Source organism: Streptomyces sp. NPDC107498 (assembly GCF_055582805.1).
In genome coordinates, this window is the sequence record NZ_JBVJPE010000017.1 from 166,402 (window position 1) to 177,835 (window position 11,434).

Genomic DNA, 11,434 nt, shown 5'->3' on the forward strand with positions numbered 1-11,434 from the left:
CCCCTGTCGGCAGTCGAGTGCGCGGACTTCCCCCATGGGACGGCGATCCTACTTGCAGCCCTCACCGGTCGTCCCCGGTAGGGTGGCGCGCGCATCGTGCGCAACCGCGAATCAGGACGGGCGCAACCGCGAACCGGACGGCCGCAACCGCGAATCAGGGGGTCCACACACGTGAGTACGACCGCAACGACCGGCTTCTGCCGCGTCACCGTCGTGGCGCCGGACAGCCGCATCGACGTCGCGCTCCCCGAGGACATCGCCGTCGCCGACGTCTACCCGGAGATCCTGCGCCTCACCGGCCAGACCCAGGCACCGGGCACACCGACCGGCTACCACCTGGTCCGCCGCGACGGATCCGTCCTCGACGGCGCCCGCACCCTCGTCGCCCAGCAGGTCCTCGACGGCGAGGTGCTCTCGCTGCGCCCCTTCGCCCAGTCCCTCCCGCCGGCCGTCTACGACGACGTCTCCGACGCCGTCGCCTCCGCCGTCACCCGCGACCGGCACCTGTGGAGCGACGACCTGCTGCGCGGCGCCGGACTCCTCGGCGGCGTGCTGCTCCTCGTCCTCATGGGCTTCGTCCTCTGGTTCGCCGACCCGGTCCGCCACGACATGCACAGCCTCCCCGGGATCATCGCGGGCGCCGCCGGCCTCCTCCTCACCGCCTTCGCCGGCGTCCGCGCCCGCGTCTACGCGGACCGGGCCACCGCCGTCGCCCTCGGCCTGGGCGCACTGCCGCTGCTCCTCATCGCCGGCTCCGGCATCATCGCCCCCGACGCCGGCCAGGGCCCCGGCCGCCTGCAGTTCCTGCTCGGCTCCGTCACCGTCCTCGTCGTCTCCGTGGCCCTCGTCGCGCTCACCCCCAGCGGCGACGCCCCCTTCGTCGCCGCCACCTTCCTCGCCGGCGTCGGCACCCTCGCCACCTTCCTGATGATCCTCACCGAGACCACCGCCACCGACGCCGCCGCCACCTGCGCCCCCGTCGCCATCGGTCTCGTCGCCTTCCTGCCCGGCCTCTCCGCCCGCTTCGCCCGCCTCCCCATCGGTTACGCCGCCCCGCGCAGCGCCGCCGACGACGACTTCTCCGCCGACCCGCAGCAGGGCGAGGAGGCGCAGCCCGTCGACGGCGAGCGCATCGCGCTCCAGGCCCGCCGCGGCCACGAGATGCTCCTCGGCCTGGTCGGCGGCTGCGCGGCCGTCGTCGTCGGCTCCGCCGCCGTCCTCGGCTTCGCCGGGAACGTCTGGGGCCAGCTCCTCGCCCTCGCCGCCGGCCTCGCGATGCTGCTGCGCGCCCGCCTCTTCCGGTACACCTCGCAGGTCGCCTGCGTCCTCGTCGCCGGCATCGCCGCCATCGCGCTGCTCGTCCTCGGCCTCTCCCTCAACCCGCCGGCCGACCTGGTCAAGGACCTCCTCATGTACGGGGACCGCGGCGGCCTCGACATCCGGACGATCTGGCTCACCGCCGCCGTCGCCGCCGGCGCCTCGCTGATCACCGCGATCGGCCTGATCATCCCGAAGAAGGGCCTCTCGCCCTTCTGGGGCCGCCTCCTCGACCTCGCCGAGGGCTTCGTCCTGCTCTCCCTCGTCCCGCTCTGCCTCGCGGTCCTCGACGTCTTCACCCAGGTCCGCTCCCTCACCAGCAAGTAGGGGGGAGCCGGGGCGCTCGGGCGAGCTGGTACGCTGTGTGACGGCCGTTTGTGTACGCGCTCCCGGAAGCCCTCCCGGGCCCTGGAAGCTGCGCCCATCGGACCTTCGCCCGTCGAGTCACGGAAGCTTCCCCTGAGAAATGGACCAGGGGCACTCGCGGGCGCACGAACACCAAGAGGAGATCCGCGTGGCTCTCGACGCCGCTGTCAAGAAGCAGATCATGGCCGAGTTCGGCACCAAGGAGGGCGACACCGGCTCCCCCGAGGTCCAGGTCGCGATGCTGTCCCGCCGCATCTCGGACCTGACCGAGCACCTCAAGCAGCACAAGCACGACCACCACTCCCGCCGTGGTCTGCTGATCCTGGTCGGCCAGCGCCGCCGCCTGCTGCAGTACCTGGCCAAGAAGGACATCCAGCGCTTCCGTGCGCTGGTCGACCGCCTCGGCATCCGCCGCGGTGCGGCCGGCGGCGCCAAGTAAGACGCCGTGAAGGGAGCGGTTCCCACTTTCAGGGGGCCGCTCCCTTTGCTGTACGTGCACAAAGTGCGCATCGGCACTTAGTCTGGTCGCACAACCCCATACGACGAGCGTGAAGCCGCCGGCCAGCCGCCGGTCCTCGGTAGTGGCCCCCGGAAACGAAGACCCGGGTGCTTCGATCGAAGACCGGCCCGCCCTCCGAGCGCGAGCTTCTCCGCCGCCGTCGCACACCGTCCCCGGCCACACGGGCCGAAGGACGCAAAGACGAACACGTAGGAGAAACCCATAGTGGAGAACGAGACCCACTACGCCGAGGCCGTCATCGACAACGGCGTCTTCGGTACCCGCACCATCCGCTTCGAGACCGGCCGTCTGGCCAAGCAGGCCGCCGGCTCCGCCGTCGCCTACCTGGACGACGACACGATGGTCCTCTCCGCGACCACCGCCTCGAAGCGCCCCAAGGACCAGCTCGACTTCTTCCCCCTGACGGTGGACGTCGAGGAGCGGCAGTACGCGGCCGGCAAGATCCCCGGCTCCTTCTTCCGCCGTGAGGGACGCCCCTCCGAGGACGCCGTCCTCACCTGCCGCCTGATCGACCGGCCGCTGCGCCCCTCCTTCAAGAAGGGCCTGCGCAACGAGATCCAGATCGTCGAGACGATCATGGCGCTCAACCCCGACCACCTGTACGACGTGGTCGCGATCAACGCCGCCTCCGCCTCCACGATCCTGGCGGGCCTGCCCTTCTCCGGCCCCATCGGCGCCACCCGCGTCGCCCTGATCAAGGGCCAGTGGGTCGCCTTCCCGACGCACACCGAGCTCGAGGACGCCGTCTTCGACATGGTCGTCGCCGGTCGCGTCCTGGAGGACGGCGACGTCGCGATCATGATGGTCGAGGCCGAGGCCACCGACAAGACCGTCCAGCTGGTCAAGGACGGCGCCGAGGCGCCGACCGAGGAGGTCGTCGCCGCCGGTCTCGAGGCCGCGAAGCCCTTCATCAAGGTCCTCTGCAGGGCCCAGTCGGACCTCGCCGCCAAGGCCGCCAAGCCCACCGGCGAGTTCCCGGTCTTCCTCGACTACCAGGACGACGTCCTGGAGGCGCTCACCGCCGCCGTCAAGGACGAGCTCGCCCAGGCGCTCACCATCGCCGGCAAGCAGGAGCGCGAGACCGAGCTCGACCGCATCAAGGAGATCGCCGCCGAGAAGCTCCTCCCGGCCTTCGAGGGCCGCGAGAAGGAGATCTCCGGTGCCTACCGCGCGCTGACCAAGAAGCTGGTCCGCGAGCGGATCATCAAGGACAAGGTCCGCATCGACGGCCGCGGCATCACGGACATCCGTACGCTCGCCGCCGAGGTCGAGGCCATCCCGCGCGTGCACGGCTCGGCGCTGTTCGAGCGTGGCGAGACCCAGATCCTGGGCGTCACCACCCTCAACATGCTCCGCATGGAGCAGCAGCTGGACACCCTCTCCCCGGTGACCCGCAAGCGCTACATGCACAACTACAACTTCCCGCCGTACTCCGTCGGCGAGACCGGCCGCGTGGGCTCGCCCAAGCGCCGCGAGATCGGCCACGGCGCCCTCGCCGAGCGCGCCCTCGTGCCGGTCCTCCCGACCCGCGAGGAGTTCCCCTACGCGATCCGCCAGGTGTCCGAGGCCCTCGGCTCCAACGGCTCGACGTCCATGGGCTCGGTCTGCGCCTCCACCATGTCGCTGCTGAACGCCGGTGTGCCGCTGAAGGCCCCCGTCGCCGGCATCGCCATGGGCCTGATCTCCGAGGACATCGACGGCCAGACGCACTACGTCGCCCTCACCGACATCCTCGGTGCGGAGGACGCCTTCGGCGACATGGACTTCAAGGTCGCCGGTACGAAGGAGTTCGTCACCGCCCTCCAGCTCGACACCAAGCTGGACGGCATCCCGGCCTCCGTCCTGGCCGCGGCCCTCAAGCAGGCCCGCGACGCCCGCCTCCACATCCTCGACGTGATGATGGAAGCGATCGACACGCCGGACGAGATGTCCCCGAACGCCCCGCGGATCATCACCGTCAAGATCCCCGTGGACAAGATCGGCGAGGTCATCGGCCCCAAGGGCAAGATGATCAACCAGATCCAGGAGGACACCGGCGCCGAGATCACGATCGAGGACGACGGCACCATCTACATCGGTGCCGCCGACGGCCCGGCCGCCGAGGCCGCCCGCGCCACGATCAACGGCATCGCCAACCCGACCATGCCGGAGGTCGGCGAGCGCTACCTGGGCACGGTCGTCAAGACCACCACCTTCGGTGCCTTCGTCTCCCTGCTCCCGGGCAAGGACGGCCTGCTGCACATCTCGCAGATCCGCAAGCTCGCCGGTGGCAAGCGCGTGGAGAACGTCGAGGACGTGCTCGCGATCGGCTCCAAGGTCCAGGTCGAGATCGCCGAGATCGACCAGCGCGGCAAGCTCTCCCTGATCCCCGTGATCGCGGACGAGGACGCCGCCGAGGGCGACAAGGACGACGCTGCCAAGTGACGTCCCGTAGTTCCCGCGCGACGGCCCGCCCCTCTTCGGAGGGGCGGGCCGTCGCCCGTACCCAAACGCTTCTCCCGGGCAAGGACGGCATCGGCACGGTCCGGCGCACGACCCTCCCCGGGGGCCTGAGGATCGTCACCGAGACCCTCCCCTCCGTGCGCTCCGCCACCTTCGGCATCTGGGCGCACGTCGGCTCCCGCGACGAGACCCCGACGCTCAACGGCGCGACCCACTACCTGGAGCACCTCCTCTTCAAGGGCACCCACCAGCGGTCCGCCCTCGACATCTCCGCCGCGATCGACGCGGTCGGCGGCGAGATGAACGCCTTCACGGCGAAGGAGTACACCTGCTACTACGCCCGGGTCCTCGACACCGACCTGCCGCTGGCCATCGACGTCGTCTGCGACATGCTCACCGACTCGCTCATCCTCGACGAGGACGTGGACGCCGAGCGCGGCGTCATCCTCGAGGAGATCGCGATGACCGAGGACGACCCGGGCGACGTCGTGCACGAGCTGTTCGCGCAGACGATGTTCGGCGACACCCCGCTGGGCCGCCCGGTCCTCGGCACCGTCGACACGATCAACGCGCTCAGCCGCGGCCAGATCGCCCGCTTCTACAAGAAGCACTACGACCCGACCCACCTGGTCGTCGCCTGCGCGGGCAACGTCGACCACGCCACGGTGGTGCGCCGGGTCCGCCGCGCCTTCGAGAAGGCCGGCGCGCTCGGCCGCACCGACGCCGTCCCCGTCGCCCCCCGCGAGGGCGTCCGGGCCCTCCGTACGACGGGCCGCGTCGAGCTCCTGAACCGCAAGACCGAGCAGGCGCACGTGGTCCTCGGCATGCCGGGCCTGTCCCGCACCGACGAGCGCCGCTGGGCCCTCGGCGTGCTGAACACGGCCCTCGGCGGAGGCATGTCCTCCCGCCTCTTCCAGGAGGTCCGCGAGAAGCGCGGCCTGGCCTACAGCGTGTACTCGTACACCTCGGGCTTCGCCGACTGCGGCCTCTTCGGGGTGTACGCGGGCTGCCGGCCCAGCCAGGTCCACGACGTCCTGAAGATCTGCCGCGACGAGCTCGACAAGGTCGCCTCGGACGGCCTCACGGACGAGGAGATCACCCGCGCCGTGGGCCAGCTCTCCGGCTCGACCGTGCTCGGCCTCGAGGACACCGGCGCGCTGATGAACCGCATCGGCAAGAGCGAGCTGTGCTGGGGCACCCAGATGTCGGTCGACGACATGCTCTCCCGGATCGCGGCGGTCACCCCGGACGAGGTCCGCTCGGTCGCCCGCGATGTACTGGAGCAGCGGCCCTCGCTGTCGGTGATCGGCCCGCTGAAGGACAAGCAAGCCGACCGCCTCCACCAAGCGGTCTCCTGACCCCTAAGGAAGTTCAGAGCAATGAGCAAGCTGCGTGTGGCGGTCCTCGGAGCCAAGGGCCGCATCGGCTCCGAGGCGGTCAGGGCCGTCGAGGCCGCCGAGGACATGGAACTGGTCGCGGCCCTCGGCCGCGGCGACGGCCTGGAGGCGCTCACCGAGGCGGGCGCCCAGGTCGTCGTCGAGCTGACCACCCCGGACTCGGTCATGGAGAACCTCGACTTCTGCGTGCGTCACGGCATCCACGCGGTCGTCGGCACCACCGGCTGGACCGAGGACCGCCTCGCGCAGCTGAACACCTGGCTCGCCGCCTCCCCGGAGACCGGCGTCCTCATCGCTCCGAACTTCTCCATCGGAGCGGTCCTCACCATGAAGTTCGCGCAGATCGCGGCCCCGTACTTCGAGTCGGTCGAGGTCGTCGAGCTGCACCACCCGAACAAGGTGGACGCCCCCTCCGGGACGGCCGCCCGCACCGCCCAGCTGATCGCCGAGGCCCGGTCGAAGGCAGGCAGCGTCCCGCAGCCCGACGCCACGACCACCGCCCTCGACGGCGCGCGCGGCGCCGACGTCGACGGCGTCCGGGTCCACTCCGTACGGCTCCGGGGCCTGCTGGCCCACCAGGAGGTGCTGCTCGGCGGCGAGGGCGAGACCCTCACCGTCCGGCACGACTCCCTGCACCACTCCAGCTTCATGCCGGGCATCCTGCTGGGCGCCCGCCGCGTGACCACGACTCCGGGCCTCACCTTCGGCCTGGAGCACTTCCTGGACCTGGGCTGACGGCCGTGGGCGGAAAGATCACGTACGTCTTCCTGGCCACCGTGCTCGTCCTCGTCTTCGGCGTGGTGGGGATGGAGGGCGTCCTGCTGCTCCTCACGGGCGAGCCGGCCGCCATGGGCATGGGCGCGGTGGCGTTCCTGCTGCCCGTCGTGGGCGGCTGGTTCCTCTGGAAGAACACCCGGTTCGCGCGCCGGGCAAACCGCCTCGCCTCCGAGCTGGAGGCCGAGGGCGGCCTGCCCGTCGACGAGCTGAAGCGCACGCAGGGCGGCCGGATCGACCGGGACTCGGCCGACGAGGTCTTCGCCCTGCGCAAGGCCGAGGCCGAGGACTCGCCCGAGGACTGGCGCTGCTGGTTCCGGCTCGCGGTGGCCTATCACGACGCCCGGGACACCCCCCGGGCCCGCAAGGCGATGCAGCGGGCCATCGCGCTCCACGAGGGGCGTGCGGTCAGCGCGTAGGGGCCGGATCCGTGCCGTACTCGGCGTTCCAGGCCTCGACGGTGTCGGCCGCCCGGTCGAAGGCCTCGACCCGGGAGAGGAAGTCGGCGTTGTGGTCGGTGAGCAGCAGCAGCTGTTCACCGCCCCGCCGGTCGAGCACCAGGGCCTGGCCCTGGACCGTGCGGGGGAGCCCCAGCCAGCGCACCGGCTGCTGGACGGTCCGCACGGACGTCACCTTCGCCCAGGGCACGGTGACGGTCGAGAAGAAGCCCACGCGCCGTACGCCGGCGCGGCTCACCCAGGCGCCCATGCGCAGCATCCGCAGGGCGGCCGCGATGGCGAGCACGGCGACGCCGAGCGTGACGCACGCGCCGCCGAAGGCTCCGGCCGCCGCGATGACCACGGCGGCGAGCAGCACGAAGGAGGCGAGCAGCAGCGCGAGCGCCGCCGCCCCCACCCGCCACGACCCCGGCCGGTACGGACGACGCCACTGGTCGTGGTCGTCGAACGGCAGGGCGACGTGGTCGGTCGTGTCAAAAGCACGGTCGGCCATCAGAAAGGGCAGGGGCACGACAGGTCCTCACTCACAAGCACGCTCGAAGGGGCGGTGCCCGGTGAGGCTACCTCAGCGGTTGTCGGAGGCCTCGGACTGCTGCTGACGAGTGGCCGGGTCACCCGACTGGAGCGAGGGCATTCCCAGGACGAGGGATCCGACGAGGCCGGCCACGACGGTCAGCCCGAGCAGGGCGCGGCCCACGACCTGCGAGACGCCGAGGCGCTCCCGGGGCGGTGGAGTGACGTTACTGCGGAAGTGGTCGGCCTCCGCGACGAACGCGAACGGTACGGCCTCTCGCCGGCGCAACATCAGGGCCACTCTCCTTCTTCTCGGTCATGCGTCACAGGTACAGACGACGGAACCGACGTTTTGGTGCCCTTTTTCATCAAAGCGGCCGAATCTCATCCTCCGGTAGGACGTCACGATCCGGAGAGAATCCGCGCAGGCCGCCCGGCTGTCCGGCCCTACAGGTACACATGTCCGAACGCACGATGCGAAGTGTCCGTATTGCGACGTTTCGCGAAGTTCATCTAGGCTGATCAAACGGACCCGGCGCTGCCTGAACCCCCGAGCAGGCAGCGCCGGGCTCCCTTTCTCCTGTCCCCCTCGGGGACACCCGGCGCTGAGCAGCGAGTAGCGTGTTACCCATGGCTCCGATCTCCACTCCGCAGACCCCCTTCGGGCGGGTCCTCACCGCCATGGTCACGCCCTTCACGGCGGACGGCGCACTCGACCTCGACGGCGCCCGGCGACTCGCCACCCACCTGGTGGACGCAGGCAACGACGGCCTCGTCGTCAACGGCACCACCGGCGAGTCCCCGACCACCAGCGACGCGGAGAAATCGCAGCTCGTACGAGCGGTACTGGAGGCGGTCGGCGACCGCGCCCACGTCATCGCCGGCATCGGCACCAATGACACCCACCACTCCATCGAACTGGCCCGCACCGCCGAGCGCGACGGCGCCCACGGCCTCCTCGCCGTGACGCCCTACTACAACAAGCCCTCGCAGGAGGGCCTGTACCGGCACTTCTCGGCCATCGCCGACGCCACCGGCCTCCCCGTGATGCTGTACGACATCCCCGGCCGCAGCGGCGTCCCGATCGACACCGAGACGATCGTCCGCCTCGCCGAGCACCCGCGCATCGTCGCCAACAAGGACGCCAAGGGCGACCTCGGCCGCGCCAGCTGGGCCATCGCCCGCTCCGGCCTCGCCTGGTACTCCGGCGACGACATGCTCAACCTGCCGCTGCTCTCCGTCGGCGCCTGCGGTTTCGTCTCCGTCGTCGGCCACCTCGTCACCCCGGAGCTCCGCGCCCTCCTCGACGCCCACCTCGGCGGCGAGGTCCAGAAGGCCACCGAGATCCACCAGAAGCTGCTGCCGGTCTACACCGGCATGTTCCGCACCCAGGGCGTCATGACCACCAAGGCCGCCCTCGCCCTCCAGGGCCTCCCGGCCGGCCCGCTGCGCCTGCCGCTCGTCGAGCTCTCCGCACAGGAGACCGAACAGCTCAAGGTCGACCTGGCCGCCGGCGGGGTAGAACTCTGACAACGGACTTCACAACTGAACACTGACAACAGCAAGTGCACGATTGTCATGCGCGCCACGTGCCCGACCGGTACGTGGCGCGCATGGTGAGGAGAGTCTTTTGAGTCATCCGCATCCTGAGCTCGGCGCTCCGCCGAAGCTGCCCAAGGGCGGCCTGCGCGTCATCCCGCTCGGCGGCCTCGGCGAGATCGGCCGCAACATGACGGTCTTCGAGTTCGACGGCCGTCTGCTGATCGTCGACTGCGGCGTCCTCTTCCCCGAGGAGGAGCAGCCCGGCGTCGACCTGATCCTGCCGGACTTCACCATCATCCGGGACCGCCTCGACGACATCGAGGGCATCGTGCTCACGCACGGGCACGAGGACCACATCGGTGCCGTCCCCTACCTGCTCCGGCTGAAGCCGGACATCCCGCTCATCGGCTCCAAGCTGACCCTCGCCCTGATCGAGGCGAAGCTCCAGGAGCACCGCATCCGCCCCTACACCCTGGAGGTGAAGGAGGGCGACCGCGAGACCCTGGGCCCCTTCGACTGCGAGTTCATCGCCGTCAACCACTCCATCCCGGATGCCCTGGCCGTCGCCATCCGCACCCCCGCGGGCATGGCCGTCGCCACCGGCGACTTCAAGATGGACCAGCTTCCGATGGACGGCCGGCTCACCGACCTCCACGCGTTCGCGCGGCTCAGCGAGGAGGGCATCGACCTCCTCCTGTCCGACTCCACGAACGCCGAGGTCCCGGGCTTCGTCCCGCCGGAGCGGGACATCTCGAACGTCCTGCGGAACGTCTTCGCGAACGCCCCGAAGCGCATCATCGTGGCCAGCTTCGCCAGCCACGTGCACCGCATCCAGCAGATCATCGACGCCGCCCACGAGTACGGCCGCCGGGTCGCCTTCGTCGGCCGCTCGATGGTCCGGAACATGGGCATCGCCCGCGACCTGGGCTACCTCCGCGTCCCGGCCGGCCTCGTGGTGGACGTGAAGACCCTCGACGACCTGCCGGACGACGAGGTCGTGCTGGTCTGCACGGGTTCCCAGGGCGAGCCCATGGCGGCCCTGTCCCGCATGGCCAACCGCGACCACCAGATCCGCATCGTCCCCGGCGACACGGTGATCCTCGCGTCCTCCCTCATCCCGGGCAACGAGAACGCGGTCTACCGCGTGATCAACGGCCTGACCCGCTGGGGCGCGCACGTGGTCCACAAGGGCAACGCCAAGGTCCACGTCTCGGGCCACGCCTCGGCCGGCGAGCTGCTGTACTTCTACAACATCTGCAAGCCGAAGAACCTCATGCCGGTCCACGGCGAATGGCGCCACCTGCGCGCCAACGCCGAGCTCGGCGCGATGACGGGCATCCCCAAGGACCACATCGTCATCGCCGAGGACGGCGTCGTCGTCGACCTGGTCGACGGCCGCGCCCGCATCACCGGCAAGGTCCAGGCGGGTTACGTGTACGTGGACGGCCTCTCGGTCGGCGACGTCACCGAGACCTCCCTCAAGGACCGCCGCATCCTCGGCGAGGAGGGCATCATCTCGGTCTTCGTCGTGGTCGACTCGTCGACCGGCAAGATCGTGGGCGGCCCGCACGTCCACGCCCGGGGCTCCGGGATCGACGACTCCGCCTTCGACGCGGTGGTCCCGAAGATCGACCAGGCGCTCAACAAGTCCGCCCAGGACGGCGTCGTCGAACCCCACCAGCTCCAGCAGCTGATCCGCCGCTCCGTCGGCAAGTGGGTCTCCGACACCTACCGCCGGCGCCCGATGATCCTCCCGGTCGTCGTCGAGGTCTGAGACCTCTGACCAGCGGAACAACGGAGCGGGGCCCCTCGATTTGCATCGGGGCGCCCCGCTCCAGTACGTTTACGGCTCCGCCAGATCGGGAAGTCCCCGGCGCCGACGCGCGCCCGGAGGAGGAACCGAGAGGCGAGAAATCCGACTCAGAACTTCTGATAAAGTCGGAACACGCCGGAAGGCCTCGAAGAAAACAAATTCGGGACCGGAAAGCACCGAGGAAATCGGGTCGGAAAGATCTGATAGAGTCGGAAACGAAGGAAGCGCCCGGAGGGCCCGGAGATCGGGACCGAAGGAAGCGTCCGCACCTTGAGAACTCAACAGCGTGCCA

General features: G+C 70.3%; 10 protein-coding genes. 8 read left to right on the forward strand and 2 right to left on the reverse strand.

The genetic code is table 11. The annotated features are described in order from the left end of the window. Positions 1-171 precede the first annotated feature (171 nt). The 6 genes from eccD (at position 172) to ACZ66Z_RS27135 (ending at position 7,235) form a co-directional block, all read left to right on the forward strand. Positions 172-1,644, forward strand: coding sequence for a type VII secretion integral membrane protein EccD (eccD, locus tag ACZ66Z_RS27110; RefSeq protein ID WP_469937969.1), 1,473 nt, complete (start codon positions 172-174; stop codon positions 1,642-1,644). 187 nt (positions 1,645-1,831) lie between these two features. Continuing rightward, the gene (gene rpsO, locus ACZ66Z_RS27115; protein ID WP_030693282.1) at positions 1,832-2,122 is read left to right on the forward strand and encodes a 30S ribosomal protein S15; all 291 of its coding nucleotides are present in this window, start codon (positions 1,832-1,834) and stop codon (positions 2,120-2,122) included. A 285-nt stretch (positions 2,123-2,407) separates the two neighbouring features. Next, positions 2,408-4,627, forward strand: coding sequence for a polyribonucleotide nucleotidyltransferase (locus ACZ66Z_RS27120; protein WP_469937970.1), 2,220 nt, complete (start codon positions 2,408-2,410; stop codon positions 4,625-4,627). After that, on the forward strand, positions 4,624-6,003 hold the full coding sequence (locus ACZ66Z_RS27125; protein WP_469937971.1) for a M16 family metallopeptidase: 1,380 nt from the start codon (positions 4,624-4,626) through the stop codon (positions 6,001-6,003). Before ACZ66Z_RS27120 ends, ACZ66Z_RS27125 begins: the two co-directional genes overlap by 4 nt. Before the next feature lie 21 nt (positions 6,004-6,024). Continuing rightward, positions 6,025-6,777: a 4-hydroxy-tetrahydrodipicolinate reductase gene (gene dapB / locus ACZ66Z_RS27130; RefSeq protein ID WP_469937972.1), complete on the forward strand. Its 753-nt coding sequence runs from the start codon at positions 6,025-6,027 to the stop codon at positions 6,775-6,777. 5 nt (positions 6,778-6,782) lie between these two features. Beyond that, positions 6,783-7,235 (forward strand): hypothetical protein, encoded by a 453-nt coding sequence (locus ACZ66Z_RS27135; RefSeq protein WP_469937973.1) that lies wholly within the window; start codon positions 6,783-6,785, stop codon positions 7,233-7,235. Here the strand turns inward: ACZ66Z_RS27135 and ACZ66Z_RS27140 are convergent. Together ACZ66Z_RS27140 and ACZ66Z_RS27145 are read right to left on the reverse strand one after the other, a co-directional pair. Beyond that, positions 7,225-7,785, reverse strand: coding sequence for a hypothetical protein (locus ACZ66Z_RS27140; protein ID WP_469937974.1), 561 nt, complete (start codon positions 7,783-7,785; stop codon positions 7,225-7,227). The genes ACZ66Z_RS27135 and ACZ66Z_RS27140 overlap by 11 nt on opposite strands. Positions 7,786-7,839: 54 nt before the next feature. Next, a complete protein-coding gene (locus ACZ66Z_RS27145; protein WP_469937975.1) occupies positions 7,840-8,079 on the reverse strand; it encodes a hypothetical protein in 240 nt (79 codons plus the stop codon). A gap of 338 nt (positions 8,080-8,417) precedes the next feature. Here ACZ66Z_RS27145 and dapA point away from each other — a divergent pair, with 338 nt between their 5' ends. After that, on the forward strand, positions 8,418-9,317 hold the full coding sequence (dapA, locus tag ACZ66Z_RS27150) for a 4-hydroxy-tetrahydrodipicolinate synthase (protein ID WP_469937976.1): 900 nt from the start codon (positions 8,418-8,420) through the stop codon (positions 9,315-9,317). A gap of 100 nt (positions 9,318-9,417) precedes the next feature. After that, positions 9,418-11,103 carry a ribonuclease J gene (locus ACZ66Z_RS27155; protein WP_469937977.1) on the forward strand — a complete coding sequence of 562 codons (1,686 nt, stop codon included), beginning with the start codon at positions 9,418-9,420 and terminating at the stop codon, positions 11,101-11,103. Positions 11,104-11,434: the final 331 nt, after the last annotated feature.

Excerpts from the sequence above, each read along its gene's own strand:
- dapA (WP_469937976.1), top strand. The coding sequence starts at position 8,418 with ATGGCTCCGATCTCCACTCCGCAGACCCCCTTCGGGCGGGTCCTCACC.
- dapB (WP_469937972.1), top strand. The coding sequence starts at position 6,025 with ATGAGCAAGCTGCGTGTGGCGGTCCTCGGAGCCAAGGGCCGCATCGGC.
- ACZ66Z_RS27145 (WP_469937975.1), bottom strand. The coding sequence starts at position 8,079 with ATGTTGCGCCGGCGAGAGGCCGTACCGTTCGCGTTCGTCGCGGAGGCC.